The organism is Klebsiella sp. GG_Kp173 (assembly GCF_040062415.1).
GTDB lineage: Bacteria > Pseudomonadota > Gammaproteobacteria > Enterobacterales > Enterobacteriaceae > Klebsiella > Klebsiella quasipneumoniae.
This window is the reverse complement of sequence record NZ_JBEAFZ010000087.1, coordinates 83,627-106,373: the sequence shown is the minus strand read 5'-3', so window position 1 is coordinate 106,373 and position 22,747 is coordinate 83,627. Positions and strand designations below refer to the sequence as shown.

Below are 22,747 nucleotides of genomic sequence, written 5' to 3'. Positions count from 1 at the left end.
CGGAGAGCGCGTTGGGATTACTCTTTGTCCGTCGAGCTCAGCGAGACGGAGGAGAGGTAGTTCAGCAGGGCGATGTCGTTTTCGACGCCCAGCTTCATCATCGCCGACTTTTTCTGGCTACTGATGGTTTTGATGCTGCGGTTCAGCTTTTTGGCGATCTCGGTCACCAGGAAGCCTTCGGCGAACAGACGCAGCACTTCGCTCTCTTTCGGCGACAGGCGTTTATCGCCATAGCCGCTGGCGCTGATTTTTTCCAGCAGACGAGAGACGCTTTCCGGGGTGAATTTCTTCCCTTTCTGCAGCGCGGCCAGCGCTTTAGGCAGATCGGTCGGCGCCCCCTGCTTGAGGACGATCCCTTCGATATCCAGATCCAGCACCGCGCTGAGGATCGCCGGGTTATTGTTCATGGTCAGAACAATGATCGACAGATCCGGGAAGTGGCGCTTGATGTATTTGATCAGCGTGATCCCGTCGCCGTATTTATCACCGGGCATGGACAGATCGGTGATCAGCACATGGGCGTCCAGCTTCGGAAGATTGTTGATAAGGGCCGTGGAGTCTTCAAACTCGCCAACGACGTTCACCCACTCAATTTGCTCAAGTGACTTACGAATACCGAACAGTACGATCGGATGGTCATCGGCAATAATTACGTTCATAGTGTTCATGTATAAGGCTACCTTCTACAGCAAGCTCTTGACGTAAGCGTCAATGTCGCTGATATATTTTTCTATGCCTTGCGCATCCTTTTCGCGAATCAGATGCTCAAGCGTTTCACATAACTGCTTGCCGGGTATCAGATTAAGCATAGCAAATGCCCCTTTGAGGCGGTGGGCGGTTTGCGCCAGAGCAGCAAAATCACCCGCTTCGTTTTCAGTATACAATCTCTGAACATCATCCGGTACCGTATCGGCAAACAGTGCGTAATAGCCGCTGGCATGGAGTTCGGCGTTACTCTCGTTTCCTGAGGTGGCGGGTTGAACCGCCTCCTCCGCCAGCTGCTGCTCAATAAGCTGCAGGATAGCCTCCTGCATCGCCGTGCTAATATTAAAGTTGACCCGCAGTTGGCCCGGGCCGATTTTGCGTATCCCAACCTCATCATCGCTTAAAAGCAAGCCCGAAGCAGTAAGATTAGACGGATTATCCGTTAAATACAGATCGAACGCTTGACTTGTCGCTCGATCGTCCGGCGTGATGCAGGACGCCCCCCAGCTCTCCAGCTGGCGGGTGACAATCCGCCGTACTTCGCTGGAGGTCACATCCAGCAGGACGATAACGTCATCCAGCAGATGTTCTCCCGCCTCTGGCGCCTCTTCGCTGGCCGGCATTTTCAGATGCAGGCTATAGCGAGTCCCCAGCGACTCCCGCGCTTTGATGGTCAACTGCCCGCCCAGCTTGCGCGTCATGCGGTCACATAACCAGAAGGTAAGGGCGTTCGCTTTGCCGTACAGATCGCTCTGAGTCTCATTGAGATACGGGAAGTGCATATTGTCGATCTCGTTTGCCGAGACCCCGTTGCCAGTATCCAGTATGCGGAAGGTCAGGCGATCGCTGGCCGACTCTTCCTGGCAGACGTCGAGGGTGATCTTGCCGATAGGCGTGGTGGTGATGGAATACTGGATCAGCAGTATCAGCGTGCGCCGCAGGGCTTCACGGTCGCCATAGCGTTGCTCGCCGGCAGGCAGCGCGTTATTGATAAGCAACTGCAGCCCCTTGCGCTTCATCGCCGGCAGCACCTCCGGTACGACGTCGTCGATCAGCTCCTGCACCGAGAACAGCGACTGGCTGGTTTTCCAGGCATCACTTTCCAGCAGGTTGGCGAGCTGAATATCATCGATCAGTTTGACCAGCTCATCGGCATGCTGCGCCAGCGTCCGGCTCTCCGCGCCGTCGAGCGCCGCTGCCTCAGCCGCCAGGTTAAGGGCTGGCTGCTTCAGGGCGCTGCCGATATGCCGCATAAAGGTCGTCCGGCCCTGCTGGTTTTTCTCATACAAGCGCTGGGCCTGTTTGAGCTTTTTATTGACCAGCACTTCGCGGTCCTGGTCTCGGATAATCAGGATCTGCGTGCGCGGCGCGACCTGGCTGCGATACTGGCGGATCTCATACTGTTCGTTGTTGACGGTGGCCTGGATCACCCCCTGATGCTGGTCCGCCATGTTAGTGATGTTCTGCAGATTCAGGTGCGGAAGCAGATGGTCGGCAATCGGGTTGCTGATCACCGTTCGGTTGGCTTCCTGATCGTGGACCAGCAGCCCCAGCGGCAGCAAAGAAACAATTTCTTCATTAAGGGCACGCAGTAAACGCAGTTCGCTATTGGCGGCGGAGGGGAGCCCGGCGCCCGAGGCGCTGCTGCGACCTTTATAATGCCGAAAGGTCGTGAAACCGAACAGCGCCAGCGCCAGCAGGCCAATGTTAAGCAGCAGCGGCAGAAGAATGTTTTGCAGGGATTCCAGCAGCATGGTGCTCATCGGTACCGTCCACACTAACTGCATACCGGTGGTGCTGATGTCGGTGGCGATGTCAATCTGCATGCCGTTGAAGGTGATCCCGATATGATCGCTAGCCTCTTTCTCGGGGCTGGCGGCCACATTTTGCGTGGGATCAGGCTCGATACGAAAGCTATCCAGCGCCATGCCCGGCGGGATCAGATCGTTAATCGGCAGGTCGAAGGCGACCACCGTTGCCAGGTGTCCTGGCTGATTGAAGGTAGTACGTAACGTAAAGTAGTGCGCGTTCTGCCAGGCAAGATGGCGCAGCGGCGAGAAGGTCTCGCGCTCATCAAGGGTATTGGCCTGCAGCAGCATTTCCGCGCGCCGGGATTCCACCACGCTGCTGATCGTTGACTCTTTAAAGCTTGAGGAGAGGTCCTTCAACGGCAGGGTGGAGATAAGGATCAGGCTATTGTCCAGCCCATTGAGATAGTACATCGACCACGGAATGGTCTCCGCGCCCCACAAAATATCCAGATAATCGGACATTTTCTGCGTCATCTCGAGGGTCGAACTGTCGTGGGAGCCAAAGATCAGGGCTTCGGTTTTACGCCGGGGCTTCTCCAGATAGTACACGTCCTGCTTTAAACGCGTCTCCTGCAGACCGCCGCTGGCGGTGTTGGCGGAGGTGGCGGCGATATTGTCGTAGATCTGCCAGGTGGCATAGCGCCAGGTATCAATGCGTTGGTGCAGGGCATGGGAGACATCAACTACCTGATAGCTCTTCTCTTTCAGCCAGGCATTGACGGCGCTTTGAATCATCACCCCCATCGTCGCCAGCAGGACAATAACCATCAAAATGAAGAAGCGGCTGATGTTGCCGGGGATCAGAGAGAATTTTTTCGGGGTCATCTTGTGGCTGAACGACTCATCATTGTTTGTAAACAGGATGTAGCACCAGAGTAACTGGCAACAAAGCAGATGCTGCAGGCAGTATAAAGGCTAATGGCGTAAATCCATACTACAGATTGGTGCCAGCGGCGCGATACCGCCCAGGAATTATCTTAGAAACGAAGCGTAAATGAAACCGCGTCCGCAAGACTAACCAGTGACGATATTGACAGAAACAAAAGCCAGGAATCGCACGAAATAACAAGACATTGGCAGAATAAGCGTAAAAGACGGCCTAATTGATTGATTAATAGTCGTTAGGGAATCATTGGCTGTAGCACAGATAAATTAAAGTTGTGTAAAGAAGGGTAAAAAAAACCGGATGCGAGGCATCCGGTTGAAATAGGGGTAAACAGACATTCAGAACTGAATGACGGTAATAAATAAAGTTAATGATGATAGCGACTGTTATTTTAGTCACCGATGATCATTTTGTTTTACCATTCAGTGCTATAAGCTTGGTTTTGTATATCATGTTGATTTTAAATGGCTAAATAATTTTTTTGATTATTAGTGCGTATTTCCCTGGCCATTTTGGGGTAAAAAAAAGTTCCGCCATATTTACAAATTGAAACATCTTGTGGGAACTTTGAAACATCTTAGAAGTTTTAGTATCATATTCTTGTTGGATTATTCTGCATTTTGCAGCACAATGAAATAGCCGACTGATTAGAAGGGTAATCAGTAAGCAGTGGCATAATAAAAGGCATATAACAAACAGAGGGTTAATAACATGAAAGTTAAAGTACTGTCCCTCCTGGTACCGGCTCTGCTGGTAGCAGGCGCAGCAAATGCGGCTGAAATTTATAACAAAGACGGCAACAAATTAGACCTGTACGGTAAAATTGACGGTCTGCACTACTTCTCTGACGACAAGAGCGTCGACGGCGACCAGACCTACATGCGTGTAGGCGTAAAAGGCGAAACTCAGATCAACGACCAGCTGACCGGTTACGGCCAGTGGGAATACAACGTTCAGGCGAACAACACTGAAAGCTCCAGCGATCAGGCATGGACTCGTCTGGCATTCGCCGGTCTGAAATTTGGCGACGCGGGCTCTTTCGACTACGGTCGTAACTACGGCGTAGTATACGACGTAACGTCCTGGACCGACGTTCTGCCGGAATTCGGCGGCGACACCTACGGTTCTGACAACTTCCTGCAGTCCCGTGCTAACGGCGTTGCAACCTACCGTAACTCTGACTTCTTCGGTCTGGTTGACGGCCTGAACTTTGCTCTGCAGTACCAGGGTAAAAACGGCAGCGTCAGCGGCGAAGGCGCGACCAACAACGGTCGTGGCGCTCAGAAACAGAACGGCGACGGCTTCGGTACCTCTGTAACTTATGACATCTTTGATGGCATCAGCGCTGGTTTCGCGTACTCTCACTCTAAACGTACCGACGATCAGAACAACCTGGTTCTGGGTAACGGCGACAACGCTGAAACCTACACCGGCGGTCTGAAATACGACGCGAACAACATCTACCTGGCCACTCAGTACACCCAGACCTACAACGCGACCCGCGCTGGCAACCAAGGTTTTGCTAACAAAGCGCAGAACTTCGAAGTGGTTGCTCAGTACCAGTTCGACTTCGGTCTGCGTCCGTCCGTGGCTTACCTGCAGTCTAAAGGTAAGGATCTGGAAGGCTACGGCGACCAGGACATCCTGAAATATGTTGACGTGGGCGCGACCTACTACTTCAACAAAAACATGTCCACCTATGTTGACTACAAAATCAACCTGCTGGACGACAACAGCTTCACCCGCAACGCCGGTATCTCTACCGACGACGTGGTTGCACTGGGCCTGGTTTACCAGTTCTAAGTCGCAAGCTGCATAACAAAAAGGCGCCTCCGGCGCCTTTTTTTATGTCTGGTTTAACCTCGCTGGTATACTCTTGTCGCCCTGGTAAGAGGAGCCTCGATTAATGGATATGACTTTCTTTCGCGCCGCGCTGTTGGGCGCCTGCGTACTGTTCTCTGGCTGCGATTCAGCCACCACTCCCGCGACACCTGCATCAACGGCCACCGTACTGGATGGTAAAACAATGGGCACCTTCTGGCGGGTCAGCGTTATCGGCGTGGATGAGGCAAAGGCGCAGGCGCTGCGCGCCAAGGTTCAGGCCCAGCTGGACGCCGACGATCGCCTGCTGTCGACCTGGAAAAACGACTCGGCGCTGATGCGTTTCAACCACGCGGCGGATACCCGGCCCTGGCCGGTGAGCGAAGCGATGGCGGACATCGTGACCCTGTCGCTGCGGATTGGCGCCAAAACGCATGGCGCGATGGATATCACCGTCGGGCCGCTGGTCAATCTGTGGGGCTTTGGCCCGGATAAACAGCCGGTCGCCACTCCGGATGCGCAGGCGATCGCCGCGGCGAAAGCGCGCACCGGCCTGCAGCATCTGCAGGTTATCAATCAGAGCGGCAGGCAGTTCCTGCAAAAAGATATTCCCGATCTGTTTGTCGACCTCTCCACCGTGGGGGAAGGCTATGCCGCCGACCACCTCGCGCGCTTGATGGAGCAGGAAGGGATCTCCCGCTATCTGGTGTCGGTGGGCGGGGCGCTGGTGAGCCGCGGGATGAACGGCGAAGGCAAGCCCTGGCGGGTGGCGATCCAGAAACCGACCGACCAGGAAAACGCCGTTCAGGCGATTGTCGACATCAATGGTCACGGCATCAGCACCTCCGGCAGCTATCGCAACTACTATGAACTCGATGGCAAACGTATCTCGCACGTCATCGATCCGCAGACCGGGCAGCCGATAACCCATAAGCTGGTCTCCGTGACCGTCATTGCGCCAACGGCGCTGGAGGCGGACGGCTGGGATACCGGGCTGATGGTGCTGGGGCCGGAAAAAGCGCAGCAGGTGGTGCGCGAGCAGGGCCTGGCGGTCTACATGATCGTCAAAGAGGGGGAGGGCTTTAAAACCTGGATGTCGCCGCAGTTCCGTACCTTCCTCGTCGGCGAAAAAAATTAAAAAGCAAGATTGCGGGTTTTTTGCTGCGGGCTTTACCGCAGACTGAGGATACACTTACAGCAGGAGACCCGTGATGAAACCGATAGTTGCCGATACCGATGACCGCCGCTGGCTGGCGGTCTGCGAGCGTGATACCCGGGCCGATGGTCAGTTCGTCTTTGCGGTACTGACCACCGGCGTCTGCTGCCGTCCCTCCTGCCGCTCGCGGCGCGCGCGGCGGGAAAACGTGCGCTTTTTTGCCGACGTCGCTGCTGCCGTGGCGGCGGGATTCCGCCCCTGCAAACGCTGCCAGCCGGATAAAGACTCTCCGCAGCAGCAAAGGATCGACAAGGTGGCGCAGGCCTGTCGGCTGCTGGAGCAGGAGGCGCCCCTGACCCTCGAGGCGCTGGCGCGCGAGCTGGCGGTCAGCCCGTTTCATTTCCACCGTTTATTCAAATCCGTCACCGGCATGACCCCGAAAGCCTGGCAGCAGGCGTGGCGCGCGCGACGCCTGCGGGAGGCGCTGGAGCAGGGGAAACCGGTGACCCGCGCCGCGCTGGCGGCCGGCTTTCCCGACAGCAGCAGCTATTATCGCCAGGCCGATGCCGCATTAGGGATGACCGCCAGCCAGTTTCGCCGCGGCGGCGCCGCCACCGTGGTGACCTGGACGACGGGCGACTGCGCGCTGGGCCGCTGCCTGGTAGCGCAAAGTGAACGCGGCGTCTGCGCTGTGCTGCCGGGTGATAACGATGCTGCTTTGCTCGACGATCTGCGCCAGCGCTTTCCCCACGCCGAGCTGCGCCAGGGCGATCCTGAGTTTCGTCGTCAGATGGCGGAGATTTTCGCCCACCTCGACGACAGCCGGCGGCCGGTGTCGCTGCCGCTGGATCTGCGGGGCACCGCGTTCCAGCTGCAGGTCTGGCAGGCGCTGCGGCAGATCCCGGCGGGTGAGACCCGCAGCTACCGCCAGGTGGCCGAGCATATTGGCCAGCCGCGGGCGGTAAGAGCCGTGGCCGGCGCCTGCGCGGCGAATTCGCTGGCGGTGATCGTTCCCTGCCATCGGGTGGTGCGTGAAGATGGCGCACTATCCGGTTATCGCTGGGGAACGGCGCGAAAAGCGCAGCTGCTGGCGCGCGAGGCGCAACGAGAGGAGGAGTAATGCTCGATCTGTTTAGCGATACCCCACCGTGGCAGGAGCCGCTGGCCCCCGGCGCGGTGGTGCTTCGCCGCTTTGCCCGCGAGCGTGCCCCAGGGCTGCTGCAGGCGATTGCCGACGTCGCCCGCCAGTCGCCGTTTCGCCAGATGGTCACGCCGGGCGGGTACACCATGTCGGTGGCGATGACCAACTGCGGCCGGCTGGGCTGGACCACCGATCGCCACGGCTACCTCTACGCCCCGGTCGATCCGGTCACCCGTCACACCTGGCCGCCGATGCCGGCCGTGTTCCATGAACTGGCGCTGGCGGCAGCCGCGGCCGGCGGCTATCCGGGCTTTTCCCCCGACGCCTGTCTGATTAACCGCTACCAGCCCGGCGCAAAGCTGTCGTTGCATCAGGATAAAGATGAACAGGATCTACGGGCGCCGATCGTCTCGGTCTCCCTGGGCCTGCCGGCCATCTTTCAGTTTGGCGGGTTGCAGCGCAGCGACCCGCTGCAGCGGCTGTTGCTGGAGCATGGCGATGTGGTGGTCTGGGGCGGGGAGTCGCGCCTGTTTTATCATGGCATTCAGCCGCTGAAAGCGGGCCATCATCCCGAGACCGGCGACTGTCGATATAACCTCACCTTTCGGCAGGCGGGCCGTCCCGGCGATTAAAATAAGAATTATTCTTGATGTCACCGGCGAGCCGTTTAAACTGCTGGCTGTTTTGCTTTTCCGGATAGCCTGTTATGGAACTTCTTTCTCTCGTCTGGCGCCAGTATCGCTGGCCGTTTCTGGGCGTTATTGCCCTTAGCCTGCTCAGCGCCGCGCTGGGTATCGGCTTAATCGCTTTTATTAACATGCGCCTGATCGCCACTGTCGATACCTCGCTGCGGGTGCTGCCGGAATTTCTTGGCCTGCTGGGGCTGTTAATGGCGGTGACCCTGGGCTCGCAGCTGGCGCTGACCACCCTCGGCCACCATTTTGTTTTTCGCCTGCGCGGCGAGTTTGTGAAACGCATCCTCGATACCCAGATTGAACAGGTGGAGAAGATCGGCAGCGCGTCGCTGCTTGCCGGGCTGACCAGCGATATCCGCAATATTACCATCGCCTTTGTACGCCTCCCTGAGCTGGTGCAGGGGATCATTCTCACCTTCGGCTCCGCCGCTTATCTGGCCTGGCTGTCAGGAAAAATGATGCTGGTGACGGCGCTGTGGATGGCGCTCACCATCTGGGGCGGCTTTGTGCTGGTGTCGCGGGTGTACAAACATATGGCCAGCCTGCGCGAAACGGAAGATAAGCTCTATCACGACTACCAGACGGTGCTGGAAGGGCGTAAAGAGCTGACCCTCAACCGGGAGCGCGCGGAGTATGTGTTTAATCAGCTCTATCTCCCGGATGCCCGCGACTACCGGCACCACATCGTTCGCGCCGATACCTTCCATCTCAGCGCGGTCAACTGGTCGAATATTATGATGCTTGGCGCCATCGGGCTGGTGTTCTGGATGGCCAACAGCCTCGGCTGGGCCGATACCGCCGTGGCGGCGACCTACTCCCTGACGCTGCTGTTTTTGCGCACGCCGCTGCTCTCCGCCGTCGGCGCGCTGCCCACGCTGCTTAGCGCCCAGGTGGCGTTCAACAAGCTGCGCCAGTTCTCGCTCGCCCCTTACCGGGCGGATTTCCCCCGGCCGCAGCCGCAGGCTGACTGGCAGACGCTGGAGCTGCGCGATGTCACCTTCCATTATCCGGACCAGCGCTTTGCGGTAGGGCCGCTTAATCTGACGCTAAAACGCGGCGAGCTGGTGTTTCTCATCGGCGGCAACGGCAGCGGCAAATCAACCCTGGCGATGCTCCTGACCGGCCTGTATCAGCCGATTTCCGGTCAGATTCTGGTGGACGGCCAGCCGCTGGCGGCGGATAAACCGGAGGCGTACCGCAAACTGTTCTCCGCGGTGTTTACTGACGTCTGGTTGTTCGACCGTCTGCTCGGGCCGCAGGGCGAGGAGGCCGATCCGGCGCTGGTGGCAACGTGGCTGGAGCGTCTGCAAATGGCCCACAAGCTGCAGCTGGAAAACGGTAAGATCGGCGACCTGCGGCTGTCGAAAGGGCAGAAGAAGCGCGTGGCGCTCCTGCTGGCGCTGGCCGAGTCCCGGGATATCATTCTGCTGGATGAATGGGCGGCGGATCAGGATCCGCATTTCCGCCGCGAGTTCTACCAGGTCCTGCTGCCGCTGATGAAGCAGATGGGGAAAACCGTGTTTGCCATCAGCCATGACGATCACTACTTCCAGCACGCCGATCGCCTGCTGGAGATGCGTGCCGGGCAGCTGTCCGAGCTCACTGGCGAAGAGCGGGCGCAGGCCTCCCGCGATGCGGTGGCCCGCACGGCCTGATTCACGCTGCGCGCCCGGGGAAAGCCGGGCGCCGCTGAAATTTTCAGCGTCTACAGTGCTGACGGTTATTATTTCCCCCTCCTCGCGCTATGCTTAAGGCTTCCGGCCCGCAGGCCGGCTCACTATTCTCAAAAGGATTGCCTGACCGATGTCCGTTTTGCATAAAAAAAGCGCCCGCTTGCGTGACGAAGAGCGCGCCCGTCTGATTTGGCTCTTGAGCACCGATAAAGCGGTGACCTCCGCGCTGCTGGGCAAACTGACGCTGGCCGAACGTTACGATGAAGGGACGCTGGCCGATGACCTGGCTGAAGTGGAAATGCTGGTCTCGCATCTGCCGCCGCCGGATCTCGCCGATGCGCTGGAAGCGCTCCCCTATGACGCCCGCACCGCGCTGTGGTGCCTGGTGCCCGACGATAAACGCGGCGAAGTGCTGCTGGAAGCTTCAGAAAACGTCTGGGGCGACCTCATCGATAAGATGAGCGACCCCGAGCTGCTGCAGGCGATGCAGCCGCTGGATATCGATGAACAGGTTTACCTGCTGCAGCATCTGCCGCGCAATCTGACCGGACGGTTGCTGGCGACCCTGCCGGCTGAGAAGCGCGCCCGTATTCGCCAGATTATGCGCTACGCCGACAACAGCGTCGGGTCGATCATGGAGTTTGAGGTCATTACGGTGCGGCCGGAGGCCACCCTGGCGGCGGTCCAGCGCTATCTGCGGCGTCTCGGGAAAATGCCGGAGAACACCGATAAACTGTTCGTCACCACCCGCAATAAGCTGCTGCTTGGCGAGCTGGAGCTGCAGACCATTCTGCTCAACGATGCGCAGAAGCGGGTGGGGGAGGTGATGGAGGGCGATCCGGTCACCTTTCAGCCGCATGAAGAAGCGGAGAAGGTGGCGCGCACCTTCGAGCGTGATGACTTGCTCAGCGCCGCCGTTATCGATGCCGATGGCAAACTGATCGGCCGTCTGACCATCGATGAGATCGTCGATGTGGTCTATGAAGAGACCGACAACGATCTGCGGCGGATGGGCGGCCTGAGCGATGAAGAAGATGTCTTCGCCCCGGTCAGCAAAGCGGTGAAAACGCGCTGGGCATGGCTGGCGGTGAACCTGTGTACGGCGTTTATCGCTTCCAGGGTCATCGACGGCTTCGAACATACCATTTCACAGCTGGTGGCGCTGGCCTCGCTGATGCCGATCGTCGCCGGGATCGGCGGCAATACCGGCAACCAGACGATCACCATGATCGTTCGGGCGATGGCGCTGCAGCAGATCCAGCCCGGCAGCTTTACCTTTCTGATCCTGCGTGAAATGGGCGTTGCACTGATTAATGGCCTGGTGTGGGGCGGGATCATGGGGGCCATCACCTGGTGGCTGTATGACGATCCACAGCTTGGCGGGGTGATGACGCTCGCCATGATGCTCAACCTGCTGATGGCGGCGATGATGGGCGTGATAATCCCGATGGTCATGGTGAAGCTGGGGCGTGACCCGGCGGTCGGCTCCAGCGTAATGATCACCGCTATCACCGACACCGGCGGCTTCTTTATTTTTCTGGGTCTGGCGACGCTGTTTCTGATGTAGCCTGCGCTTTTGCCCTCAGGCGGCGGGGGATGATCGCCATCGCGACAATCCCCGCCAGCACGCCAATCGCCAGATTGCTGGTTCCCACCGTCGCGGCGACGGTCACCAGCATCACCAGCGTTTCCGGCCACGGATTGCGCGCCAGCTCGCCCGGGAGAATGCTGTGCCAGCTAAAGGTCTTCACCGCCACGATCACCATCACCCCGGCCAGGACCGCCATCGGGATCTTCGCCATCACCTGGCTGAGCGCTGTCACCAGCAGGAGCAGCACCAGGCCGGCGATAACCGTTGAGAGACGGCTACGGGCTTTGCCCATTTCCACGTTAACGATAGTCTGGCCGATCATCGCGCAGCCGGCGATACCGCCATAACAGCCGGCGAGGATGTTGGCGATCCCCAGCCCGGCGCTCTCCCGCGATTTATTCGACGGCGTATGGGTCAGGTCATCCACCAGCTTAGCCGTTAGCAAGGACTCCATCAGGCCGACAAAGGCGATGCTGAGGGCGCACGGCCAGATTATCTGCAGGGTGGTCAGGTTCAGGGGAACGGTCAGGGCGGTGAACCCCGGCAGGCCGCCGCTCATTGACCCTTCATCACCCACGGTCGGCAGCAGCTGGCCGGTGGTCGCGGTATAGAGAGTGAGCGCGACGATGGCGATCAGCGGCGCTGGGATAGTCTTAATAAAGCGCGGCGCCCACAGAACGATAAGCAGCGTCAGGACGAACAGGCCGACGATCAGCGGCTGGCGGCTCCAGAAGTGCGGCACCTGGGCGAAGAAAATCAGGATCCCGAGGGCGTTGACGAACCCGGTCATCACCGCCGGGGGAATAAAGCGCATCAGGCGCGCCATGCCGAACAGACCAAACAAAATTTGAATCATACCCGCCAGAATGATGGCTGGCAGAATGTAACCCACGCCGTGCTGATGCACCATCGGGCCAATGACCAGCGCCACTGATCCCGCGGCGGCGGTGACCATCGCCGGGCGTCCGCCGAGTAGCGACATCGCCAGACAGAGCACGACGGAAGCAATCAGGCTCACCTGCGGGTCAACGCCGGCAATAACCGAAAACGAAATCACTTCAGGAATTAACGCCAGGGCGGTGAGCACGCCGGCCAGGACTTCGCGCGTCAGCAGCGACGGAGAACGAAGGATTGGACGCAGGTTGCCGGAAGCGGCGGGGTCTGAAACTGGGGGCATAAAAAAAGTTCGCAGATTATAAAAAAAGGAGGAGCGGTGTCAGGCCCTGCTTCCGTGCGGTCTGTCACAAAACCAGGGATGATAGCGCGGAATCTGCCAGGGCACCAGTACAAAAAGTGATTTGGTGTATACATTTATTAAACATTTTTATAACGGATCTCAAAACAGAACTTAAAATTTAAACAATATTTAAATTTTTGAGCTTCGGTGGTAACGTGAGGGGTGACAATCGTATCACCTGCGCTAAATAAAACAGCGAGTAAAGTAAGGCTCAAATCCGATGAATAAAAAGATGGCCGTACCACGCTCACAGGCGGTTGGTCCCAACAGCACTCGGACCAACACCCGCCATGAGCAAGAGACGGATGTATTGTTGATTGGCGGCGGCATTATGAGCGCCACACTGGGAACCTGGCTGCAGGAGCTTGAGCCAGACTGGTCTATTACCATGGTTGAGCAGATGTCCAGCGTGGCGGAAGAGAGCTCAAACGGGTGGAACAATGCGGGTACCGGCCACGCGGCGCTGATGGAGCTGAACTATACGCCGCAGACCGCCAACGGCATCAATATCGACAAAGCGGTCGACATCAACGAAGCCTTCCACATCTCGCGTCAGTTCTGGGCGCATCAGGTGACGCGCGGCGTCCTGAACAAACCAAAATCATTCATTAACAGCGTGCCGCACATGAGCTTTGTGTGGGGCGAAGATAACGTCAACTTCCTGCGCGCGCGCTATGCGGCGCTGCAGCAGAGCGAACTGTTCCGCGGCATTCGTTATTCTGAAGACCATCAGCAGATCAAAGCCTGGGCGCCGCTGGTGATGGAAGGCCGCGACCCGCTGCAAAAGGTCGCCGCCACCCGTACGGAAATGGGAACCGACGTCAACTATGGCGAAATCACCCGCCAGCTGATCGCCAGCCTGCAAAAGCATGATAATTTCTCCCTGCAGCTGGGCACTGTGGTGCGTCGCTTCAAGCGCAACGCCGACAAGACCTGGACGGTGACCCTCGCGGATGCCGACAACCGTCGTCAGAAGCGGGTCATTAAAGCCAAATTTATCTTTATTGGCGCCGGCGGTGCAGCGCTGACCCTGCTGCAGGAAACCGGCATTCCGCAGGCCAAAGAGTATGCCGGCTTCCCGGTCGGCGGCCAGTTCCTGGTCTGCGAAAATCCGGAGGTAGTAAACCACCATCTGGCGAAGGTTTACGGCCAGGCCGAAGTGGGCGCGCCGCCGATGTCGGTGCCGCACATCGATACCCGTATTATCGACGGTAAACGCGTGGTGCTGTTCGGGCCGTTCGCGACCTTCTCGACCCGCTTCCTGAAGAACGGTTCGCTGTGGGATCTGCTGGCCTCGACCAATACCTCGAATATCCTGCCGATGCTCAACGTCGGCCTGGACAACTTTGATCTGGTGAAATATCTGATTAGCCAGGTGATGCAGAAAGATAAAGATCGTCTGGCCGCGCTGTGCGAATACTATCCGGAAGCGCGGAAAGAGGACTGGCGGTTGTGGCAGGCCGGCCAGCGCGTGCAGATCATCAAGCGCGATGCGAAGAAGGGCGGGGTACTGCGCCTGGGCACCGAAGTGGTCAGCGATGACGAAGGCACCGTCGCGGCGCTGCTCGGCGCATCGCCAGGCGCCTCCACCGCGGCGCCTATCATGCTGCAGCTGATGGAAAAAGTGTTTAAAGACAAAGTGAATTCGCCGGAATGGCAGGCCAGGCTGAAGGCGATCATCCCGACCTACGGTATTCGCCTTGATGGCAACCCGGCGGAGATTGAGAAAGCGCTGGCGTGGACCAGTGAAGTGCTGGAGCTGAAATATGAGCCGGCCGCGGCGGCGGATGAAGTTCCGCAGGCGGAGCTGAAGCCGCTGAGTGGCGGCAAGCCGATGGCGGACATCGCGCTCTGACAAAAACGGCAGCCTGCGGGCTGCCGTTGTTTTATTGCTGATTTAATTGCGCGCCTTAGCGGATCTCGGCGTTGCCGATAGTCTCGTCGGCGCGCCAGATGCGATATTTTACATCGACATTAGTCGGCGTGTAGATGACGATCGGCAGCTTACTGTTGTAGCGCAGCATAGCGTCATCGCCGAGGCCGGCAGTAACAAATTTCTTCGTTTTCTTGCCGTCCGGGCAGGCCATCATGGTGGATACCGGGCCGCTCAGCTTATCAAAGACATAGTAGTCATAACCCCAGCCTTCCAGGGTTTTGCTTTCCAGCTGCCCGCCAAAACGATGGTGGTTACAGTCTACTTCCAGCGTCTGGCCGATCATCAGCTCAACCTTCAACGCCGACTCATCCTGCTGCTGCGGCAGCTGAATAACCTGACGCTTCATGCCTTTTTCCGCTTTCGGGAACGGCGCGACTTTTTCCAGCGGCTGGTCTGCGGCCAGGGCGCCGGCAGACATGCAGGCGGCGGTGAGCAGAGAAACGGCTAGCGTAGTGATTTTTTTCACGGTTGATCATCCTTTATTTTCGTTCCTGACAGGGATAGCCTATCATCACTTAGCTGAATGTTAAGATTTATTTACCATTTTTTGCAAAGTGAACAGTGTTATCTACTGGCAAAAGGGCAGCGTTCAGAGCGCAACAGAGGCGCTGGCGGGCCGCCAGACGCCTGCCGGAGAAGCTATTCAGTACGGCTATTTTTCGCTTCCTCAATAAACTCTTCATCGATTTCATCGGTGTTGCCAGCATGTTCCCGTCCCGACAGCAAATTCCAGCAGGCGATAAACAAGGCGGCGATCAGTGGCCCGATCACGAATCCATTGATACCGTAGATCTCCATGCCGCCTAAAGTGGCGATCAGGATCAGGTAGTCCGGCATCTTGGTATCCTTGCCCACCAGCAGCGGACGCAGAATATTGTCCACCAGACCAATCACAACGACAAAGAAGCCCACGATAAAGGCGCCCTGCCACAACTGGCCGGTAGCAAAAAGGTAAATAGCCGCCGGCACCCAGATAATAGCCGAGCCCACCGCCGGGATAAGCGACAGGAACGCCATCAGCGCCCCCCAGAGAATGCTGCCGTCCAGACCGGCGATCCAGAAGGCTAAGCCGCCCAGCGCCCCCTGCGCCAGCGCCACGGCGACGGTGCCTTTTACCGTGGCGCGGGCCACTGCGGCGAACTTAGCGAACAGGTGCTGCTTCACATAGCTGGATAACGGCAGAGATTCGAGGATCAACAGCACCAGGTAAGGTCCATCCTTCAGCAGGAAAAACAGTAGGTACAGCATGATGCCGAAGCTGACGGTAAAGCCAAAGGTCCCTTTGCCAATCAGAAACGCACTGCCGGCCAGATACTGGCCACCTTTCAGGGCGACATCGGAGAGCTGCTGCTGGATCTGCTGCGCGCTATCAAGGTTATGTTCTGCCAGGAAGCTTCTGGCCCAGCCGGGGAGGTGGGCAATCAGGCTGGCGACCACCGTCGGGAACTGGGTATCGTTATGCTGCAGTTTGCTGTACACCACGTTCAGCTCGTAGGCCAGTGACGACAGGATAATCGCCAGCGGCGTAAACACGATAAGGCAGATAATGACGATGGTCATCAGCGCCGCGAGGCCATTACGCTCGCCGAGGCGGGTGCGAATTTTGTTTTTGACCGGATTAAAAATCACCGCGAGGATCGCGGCCCAGAGAATGGCGGAATAGTAGGGTGAGAGAACATCAAAAAAGGCCAGGGTTACAATGAAGACGATAAGGATGAAAAATCCTTTGGTAAGTCCATTAACTCTCATGTCATCCGCTCCTGCTTATGAGTCATACGGTCGAATAATAGATGCTACGACGTAATTTACCATCAGGATAGTCGTACTCTATACGCTGTGGCGCGGAAAGGGCACAAATTCAACGAGGTGGGGGACGGGCGTAAAGGAGAGACATAAAAAAACCAGCCTTAAAAGGCTGGTTTCTCTGGGATTTTTGGTCGGCACGAGAGGATTTGAACCTCCGACCCCCGACACCCCATGACGGTGCGCTACCAGGCTGCGCTACGTGCCGACGCGTGGGGAACAATATTACCCGTTCCCCAGGCGAATGCAAGCGGGTCGCGCGCGATTGATTCATAATTAATCAATCAGTTAGCGATAAAGCGTTTTTCGTCGGTCAGGACCTGCAGCAACAGGCTGAGCTGCGGTTTCTGATCTTTGATTTTCTCGCCGTCGCGGCTCCAGGTGGTGTAGGTGCCGTTATGGTTGAGGACCACGGTGATGGTCGGGGTGGTAATGGCCAGCGTATCGCCGTTGGCCGCGGTGACCCAGTTCCGACGCCGCGCGGCGCTGAACAGATCTTCACCCTGCGAATACTCATTGGCCGGCGTCGAAACGTGAAGCAGGCGCTGCATCAGCGTGGTCATCACATCTTTGTTATCGGTCAGGGTGGCAATTTCCTGGGCCGGCGTGCCCGGCCAGTGAATAACCAGCGGCACCTGCAGCTGCTCGCGCGACCAGTCGAATGAGTCGTGTTTGACGTTAAGCGGCTTGCCGTGGCCGCCGGTGATAATCACCACCGTATTATCGAGCTTGCCGGCTTCGCGCAGCGCGGTCAGCACCCGATCGATCTGGGCATCAACATCGCCTGCCGCCTTGCTATAACGGCGGACAAAGTTCTGCTGCTGCGTGTCGTCGAGAGTGGTGCCATTCAGCGAGATCCACGAGAACCAGCGATTCTCATCCTGCGCGTAACGGTCCAGCCAACTGATCCACTGATTGGCGGTCTGCTCGTCGCTCTGGGTCTTCGCGCTCGGCAGCGAGAAGTCGGAGAGCAGCGCCTGGCGATACAGCGGGCTGCTAAACCCATCGGAAGAGAACAGCCCCAGCTGGTAGCCCTGCTGGTTGAGGGCGGTGATCAGCGCTGCGGGAATACGCGCCGAGAGGACACCGTCCATATAGGCTGGCGAAATGCCGTAGAACAGGCCAAACAGGCCGCTGTCGGCGGTATTGCCCGAGCTCATATGCTGGGTAAAGTTGACGTTTTCTTTGGCAAACGCCGCCAGCGCCGGCATCGTCTTTTCAAACCGCGAGTAGTTCAGGTTGTCGACGGTGATCAGCAACACGTTATAGCCCGCGCCGAGGTCGCGGTAGCGCAGGTTACTGAGCGGATACTGGACCGATACCGCCTCCGGCGCCCCTTGTTCCACCAGGCGACGCTGATAATCCTGGGCGTCGAGCAGGCCATGTTTCTCAAGGAAACGACGGGCGGTCATCGGATAGGAAAGCGGTAGATTCGCTCGCTGCATGGTGATCGGGCGATAGAAGTTGGCATCCGCCCAGATATAGACCAGGTGGCTGCTGACGAACGACAAAAAGAAGAACCAGGCGACCGGGCGGGCGTAATGGCGGCGGCGCGTCAGGCTGCGCAGCTTTTGCCAGCTCCAGGTGGCGAAGAGCATTTCAATCAAAAAGATGACCGGGACGCTGATAAACATCAGCTGCCAGTCGCGCGCCATCTCATTCTGGTCAGGGTTGATGACCAGCTCCCAGACCACCGGATTTAAATGAAGATGGAAGCGGGTAAAGACCTCGCTGTCTATCAGCAACAGCGTCATCCCGGCGGTGGCAAGGATCACCGACAAGAAGCGCATCAGGCGCTGCGAGACCACGATAAAGGTCAACGGAAAGAGGATCAGCACATAGCTGGTAAACACCAGGAAGCTGAAGTGCCCGACGAGACTGACGTACGAAAAGAGTCGTCCGGCAAGCGTCGTCGGCCAGTCGGCGACAAAAAGGTAGCGGCTGCCGAGCACCATGGCCAACAACATGTTGAACAGGGCGAACCAGTGCCCCCAGCTAACCATCTGGGAGACTTTTTCTCGGTAGGGCTGACGTAGAGTCACCATATACTGTTGCTGTTATCCTTAATGCGCTGGATCGTCGTTAATCGAAGATTGCAAAGCCTGCGCGAAAGAACGGGCGATGGCCTGACGCTGCGCCGGCGCGACGCTACTGTTGATCAGGTTGGTCACCATATTGCCTAACACCATCAGTGAAAGGTCAACCGGGGCTTTGTGTGATTCCAGGACGTTCGTCAGCTCGCTGAGCAACTGTTCGACCTGTTGATCGCTATAGCGGGAAATTTGCGGCATAAACTCAAAATCTGTTTGTTCGTGAAAGGGCAACATATTACCGTAGCAGCAGCTTTTTTTCCGCATTTTTTCGCCGCGGCGCAAAAGCGCACCGATCGTCAGTCATGACGTCGAAATGTGTAGCGCCAGTTGCGTCGGCTACCCGGCGGTGGTTGAATACCACCCGGTCTAAAAGGAGAGTTTAACATGAGTCTGGATATCGACCAGATTGCCCTGCATCAGTTAATCAAACGTGATGAACAAAATCTGGAGCTGGTGCTGCGCGAGTCACTGCTGGAGCCGAACGCGACGGTCGTCGAGATGATGGCTGAACTGCACCGGGTTTATAGCGCCAAAAGCAAAGCCTATGGGCTGTTCAATGAAGAGAGCGAACTGGCGCAGGCGCTGCGCCTGCAGCGTCAGGGCGAAGAGGAGTTTCTGGCGTTCAGCCGCGCGGCGACCGGCCGCCTACGCGATGAGCTGGCGAAATACCCGTTCGCCGAAGGGGGCATTGTCCTCTTCTGCCAGTATCGTTACCTGGCGGTCGAGTATCTGCTGGTGGCGGTGCTCAATAACCTGAGCAGTATGCGCGTCAACGAAGAGCTGGATATCCGCTCGACCCATTATCTGGATATTAACCATGCCGATATCGTCGCGCGCATCGATCTGACCGAGTGGGAAACCAACCCGGAGTCGACCCGCTACTTAACCTTCCTGAAAGGGCGGGTGGGGCGCAAAGTGGCCGATTTCTTTATGGATTTCCTCGGCGCCAGCGAAGGCCTCAACGCCAAAGCGCAGAACCGCGGCCTGCTGCAGGCGGTGGACGACTTCGCCGCCGACGCGCAGCTTGATAAATCCGAGCGACAGAATGTGCGTCAGCAGGTCTATGCGTACTGCAACGAACAGCTGCAGGCCGGGGAAGAGATTGAGCTGGAATCGCTGTCCAAAGAGCTGGCCGGCGTCAGCGAAAAGAGCTTCCAGGAATTCACCGCCGAACAGGGTTACGAACTGGAAGAGAGCTTCCCGGCGGATCGCAGCACCTTACGTCAGCTGACCAAGTTTGCCGGCAGCGGCGGCGGTTTAACCATTAACTTCGACGCGATGCTGCTGGGCGAACGCGTATTCTGGGATCCCGCCACCGATACTCTGACCATTAAGGGCACCCCGCCGAACCTGCGCGACCAGCTGCAGCGCCGGACCTCCGGCGGCAACTAAGCGCCGCGCCCCGTTCAGCGCGACCGCTGAACGGGGACGATCTCCACGCCGCGCTGCACCAGCTGCTGGCGCAGCGCGGCGTCGGGATCCCCATCGACGATAAGCGTACTGGCGAGGTTCAGCTCGCCGATGGCAAAGGCCGACGCGGCGTTGAGCTTTTCCCGGGAGGCCATCACCACGGTTTCCGCGGCCCTGGCCGCCAGCGCGCGCTTGATGCCTGCCTCTTCATAATCACCGGTGGTAAAACCCGCTCGCGGGTGGACGCCGGTCACCCCCATAAAGAACACATCGGCGTTGATCCGCGCCATTGCTTCCAGCGTTTCGGGGCCGACGGCGACAACTGAATGCTTAAACACTTTGCCGCCAAGCAGGATCACCTCGATTCGCGGGTGATCGACCAGCGCCACGGCGATGCCGGGGCTATGGGTGACCACCGTGCAGCTGAGGTCGGCGGGTAAGAAGCCGATCATCGCCGCGGTGGTGGTGCCGCCATCGACAATCACCACCTGTCCAGGCTGGATCAGGGCGGCGGCGGCGCGCGCCACCGCCTGCTTGGAGGCGATTTGCACGCTTTTGCGTGTTTCAATAGGGGCGATGGCAGCGGAGACCGGCAGCGCCCCGCCGTGGACCCGCTGCAGTTTTCCTTCCGCCGCCAGCTCGCGCAGGTCGCGGCGAATGGAGTCCTCTGAGACGTTAAACCGCTGGCTCAGCTCCCCGGACATCACCTGTTTTTCCTCCGCAAGAATCTGCAGGATTTGCTGTTTTCGTTGACTGGCGAGCATGATTTTTCCTTCACGAGTGATCTTGTTTGTGCACGATTATGCATGTTATGGTGCCTGCTGTCATCTTAAAGGGGATATAACATGCAAACTCATGCACCGCACGTCCGCCACATTCGCGAGACGCTGCTCTCTGATAACTGGTACACGCTGAAAAAATATACCTTTGAACTGCAGCGCCGGGACGGACGCTGGCAGGAGCAGAGCCGCGAGGCCTACGATCGCGGCAACGGCGCGGTCATTTTACTCTACAACCGGGAAAAGCGAACGGTGGTCCTGACTCGTCAGTTCCGTTTTCCGGTGTTTACTCACGGTCACGACGGATATCTCATTGAAGCGGCGGCCGGGCTGTTGGATAACGCCTCGCCGGAGGCGAGGATCGTTGCCGAAGCGGAAGAGGAGACCGGCTTTCGGGTGACGCGCATCGAGCCCGTCTTCACCGTCTTTATGAGCCCCGGATCTGTCACCGAAAAACTCTACTTTTTTATCGCCGAATATCAGGCCGATGACCGGCAGGGAGAGGGCGGCGGGCTGGCGGCGGAAGGTGAGGACATTGAAGTGCTGGAGTGGCCGCTGGCGCGGGCGCTGCAGGCCATTCGCGATGGCGAGATCATGGATGCCAAAACCATTATCCTGCTGCAGCACCTGGCGCTGAATGCCGACACGCTCCTCGCCGGCTGAGCGGCAAGGAGCTGGGGGGGGGTTAACGCAGCTCGCGGGCAATGGCGCTGTACATCAGCGCCGCTTCCAGCGGCTGGGCGTTAAAGGAGGGTTCCGCCTGCGGCCAGGTCGACCACTGGACGATCACCAGGTGTTCCGCGCGGTTCACCATGATCACCTGGCCGTAGATACCCAGCGCCCACAGCGAGTCCTTCAGCCCTTCCTGCGGCGTCGGCTGGACGTTTTGCGCATTCGCCGGAATGGCGTTATTCCACCACTGATAGCCGTAGATACCTTCCGGATGCGCCGCCGAGACCGAGTTCAGCGCTGTGGTCCAGCTTGCGGCCTGATCGAACCAGCCCGCAGGCACCAGCTGTTTGCCGTTGCTTAACCGACCATCGCGGGCGACGAATTCGCCGAAGCGGCCCCAGTCTTCGAGGGTGGCGTTAAAGCCGTGGGCGCCGACATCGTGCTTCCCTTGCTGATAAGCATGCCATACGCCGTCGTGGGCCATCCCGGCGGGCTGCCACAGCGACTGCTCAAGCCAGGCGGCCAGCGACATGCCGGTGGCGCGCTCCAGGATATCGCCCAGCAGCCAGGCGCCGCCGGAAGAGTAGGACCACTGCTCCCCCGCCGGATGCTGGCGCGCCAGGCCGGTGACGATCTTGCGCACGCAGGCATAGGCGCCGGGCTGCGCCTCGCACTGGGTCAGGCGGGCGAAGTGCGACTGCGGGTCGGTGTAGTCTTCATTCCATTCCACACCGCTGGTGTGCTGCATCAACTGCTTCAGCGTCACGCCGTCCCAGGCGGTGCCTTTCAGTTCGGGCTCATAAACGGTAATCAGATCATCGAGGGAGTGGATCTTACCCTGCTGAATGGCGATACCCACCAGCGTCGAGACCACCGATTTTCCCACCGAGCGTGAGGTCCACAGGGTGGTATCGGTGTTGCCGTCGCCAAGATATTTCCAGGCGACTTTGCCGTCTTTCAGCACCAGCATACCGCTGACGTTCTCGCGCTTCAGGTAATCCTGCAGGGTCCAGGTGTGGCCGTTAAGGGTATAGCGGGCATCGGTCAATTGTTTTTCAGCGCGTTCCAGCGGCACTGAGGCGCCGTGGCGGAAGACATCCCCGGCATAGTTGCGATAGTCATTGCGAAAGCCAATCACGCGTGAAGTCTGATCCCAGCTGAGCATGTCTTTGGCCGCGGGTAGCGTTTGATCGTAAGGCGTTGGGCAGACATCCAGCGTCAGGCCGCCGCAGTTTTGCGCCATTGCCGCCGCCGGCAGCGCCGCCAGGATTAACGCCAGGGCCAGTGGTTTTCTTATCATCTTCCTTTCCTCGTTTGCCATAGATTCGCTGCGCAGTA

18 protein-coding genes and 1 tRNA gene are annotated in these 22,747 nt (G+C 58.3%); 9 read left to right on the top strand and 10 right to left on the bottom strand.

The window, feature by feature from the left end:
- Positions 1-17 precede the first annotated feature (17 nt).
- Together rcsB and rcsD are read right to left on the bottom strand one after the other, a co-directional pair.
- Positions 18-668 (bottom strand): response regulator transcription factor RcsB, encoded by a 651-nt coding sequence (gene rcsB, locus ABLU50_RS22480; RefSeq protein ID WP_004201684.1) that lies wholly within the window; start codon positions 666-668, stop codon positions 18-20.
- A gap of 15 nt (positions 669-683) precedes the next feature.
- Positions 684-3,341, bottom strand: coding sequence for a phosphotransferase RcsD (rcsD, locus tag ABLU50_RS22475; protein WP_087832075.1), 2,658 nt, complete (start codon positions 3,339-3,341; stop codon positions 684-686).
- Positions 3,342-4,113: 772 nt separating this feature from the next.
- Between rcsD and ompK36 the strand changes: the two genes are divergently transcribed.
- The 6 genes from ompK36 to mgtE all read left to right on the top strand — a co-directional run bounded on the left by ompK36 (position 4,114) and on the right by mgtE (position 11,455).
- A complete protein-coding gene (gene ompK36, locus ABLU50_RS22470) occupies positions 4,114-5,205 on the top strand; it encodes a porin OmpK36 (protein ID WP_062914183.1) in 1,092 nt (363 codons plus the stop codon).
- 103 nt (positions 5,206-5,308) lie between these two features.
- Positions 5,309-6,361 (top strand): FAD:protein FMN transferase ApbE, encoded by a 1,053-nt coding sequence (apbE, locus tag ABLU50_RS22465; protein ID WP_049116721.1) that lies wholly within the window; start codon positions 5,309-5,311, stop codon positions 6,359-6,361.
- Positions 6,362-6,434: 73 nt separating this feature from the next.
- Positions 6,435-7,499: a bifunctional DNA-binding transcriptional regulator/O6-methylguanine-DNA methyltransferase Ada gene (gene ada / locus ABLU50_RS22460; protein ID WP_087832076.1), complete on the top strand. Its 1,065-nt coding sequence runs from the start codon at positions 6,435-6,437 to the stop codon at positions 7,497-7,499.
- Positions 7,499-8,152, top strand: a complete 654-nt coding sequence (gene alkB / locus ABLU50_RS22455) for a DNA oxidative demethylase AlkB (RefSeq protein ID WP_017899302.1) — start codon at positions 7,499-7,501, stop codon at positions 8,150-8,152. Before ada ends, alkB begins: the two co-directional genes overlap by 1 nt.
- Positions 8,153-8,226: 74 nt before the next feature.
- Entirely contained in the window at positions 8,227-9,870 is a 1,644-nt protein-coding gene (locus ABLU50_RS22450; protein ID WP_043520285.1) for a multidrug ABC transporter permease/ATP-binding protein, read from the top strand.
- 148 nt (positions 9,871-10,018) lie between these two features.
- Positions 10,019-11,455: a magnesium transporter gene (gene mgtE, locus ABLU50_RS22445; protein WP_002912996.1), complete on the top strand. Its 1,437-nt coding sequence runs from the start codon at positions 10,019-10,021 to the stop codon at positions 11,453-11,455.
- On the opposite strand, the gene ABLU50_RS22440 is transcribed toward mgtE, so the two are convergent.
- On the bottom strand, positions 11,418-12,656 hold the full coding sequence (locus ABLU50_RS22440; protein WP_227665592.1) for a SulP family inorganic anion transporter: 1,239 nt from the start codon (positions 12,654-12,656) through the stop codon (positions 11,418-11,420). The genes mgtE and ABLU50_RS22440 overlap by 38 nt on opposite strands.
- A gap of 280 nt (positions 12,657-12,936) precedes the next feature.
- Between ABLU50_RS22440 and mqo the strand changes: the two genes are divergently transcribed.
- Entirely contained in the window at positions 12,937-14,571 is a 1,635-nt protein-coding gene (gene mqo / locus ABLU50_RS22435) for a malate dehydrogenase (quinone) (RefSeq protein WP_087832077.1), read from the top strand.
- Positions 14,572-14,626: 55 nt separating this feature from the next.
- Here mqo and eco read toward each other — a convergent pair whose 3' ends face one another.
- The 5 genes from eco to ABLU50_RS22410 all read right to left on the bottom strand — a co-directional run bounded on the left by eco (position 14,627) and on the right by ABLU50_RS22410 (position 18,746).
- Positions 14,627-15,118 carry a serine protease inhibitor ecotin gene (gene eco, locus ABLU50_RS22430; protein ID WP_004201671.1) on the bottom strand — a complete coding sequence of 164 codons (492 nt, stop codon included), beginning with the start codon at positions 15,116-15,118 and terminating at the stop codon, positions 14,627-14,629.
- 173 nt (positions 15,119-15,291) lie between these two features.
- Positions 15,292-16,401 carry an AI-2E family transporter gene (locus ABLU50_RS22425; protein ID WP_004201670.1) on the bottom strand — a complete coding sequence of 370 codons (1,110 nt, stop codon included), beginning with the start codon at positions 16,399-16,401 and terminating at the stop codon, positions 15,292-15,294.
- Between the two features lie 185 nt (positions 16,402-16,586).
- Positions 16,587-16,663, bottom strand: a tRNA-Pro gene (locus ABLU50_RS22420).
- Between the two features lie 76 nt (positions 16,664-16,739).
- Positions 16,740-18,500, bottom strand: a complete 1,761-nt coding sequence (gene yejM / locus ABLU50_RS22415) for an LPS biosynthesis-modulating metalloenzyme YejM (RefSeq protein ID WP_004201669.1) — start codon at positions 18,498-18,500, stop codon at positions 16,740-16,742.
- Between the two features lie 18 nt (positions 18,501-18,518).
- Positions 18,519-18,746 carry a YejL family protein gene (locus ABLU50_RS22410; protein WP_004195346.1) on the bottom strand — a complete coding sequence of 76 codons (228 nt, stop codon included), beginning with the start codon at positions 18,744-18,746 and terminating at the stop codon, positions 18,519-18,521.
- 186 nt (positions 18,747-18,932) lie between these two features.
- Between ABLU50_RS22410 and yejK the strand changes: the two genes are divergently transcribed.
- The gene (gene yejK / locus ABLU50_RS22405) at positions 18,933-19,940 is read left to right on the top strand and encodes a nucleoid-associated protein YejK (protein ID WP_004144267.1); all 1,008 of its coding nucleotides are present in this window, start codon (positions 18,933-18,935) and stop codon (positions 19,938-19,940) included.
- A gap of 14 nt (positions 19,941-19,954) precedes the next feature.
- Here the strand turns inward: yejK and ABLU50_RS22400 are convergent, their stop codons facing one another.
- Complete coding sequence (locus tag ABLU50_RS22400) at positions 19,955-20,722, bottom strand: DeoR/GlpR family DNA-binding transcription regulator (protein ID WP_062914176.1); 768 nt, start codon at positions 20,720-20,722, stop codon at positions 19,955-19,957.
- 81 nt (positions 20,723-20,803) lie between these two features.
- On the opposite strand from ABLU50_RS22400, the gene ABLU50_RS22395 reads away from it, so the two are divergent.
- Positions 20,804-21,400, top strand: a complete 597-nt coding sequence (locus ABLU50_RS22395) for an NUDIX domain-containing protein (protein ID WP_048295223.1) — start codon at positions 20,804-20,806, stop codon at positions 21,398-21,400.
- Positions 21,401-21,422: 22 nt separating this feature from the next.
- Here ABLU50_RS22395 and ABLU50_RS22390 read toward each other — a convergent pair whose 3' ends face one another.
- Entirely contained in the window at positions 21,423-22,709 is a 1,287-nt protein-coding gene (locus tag ABLU50_RS22390; protein WP_085845924.1) for a serine hydrolase, read from the bottom strand.
- Positions 22,710-22,747: the final 38 nt, after the last annotated feature.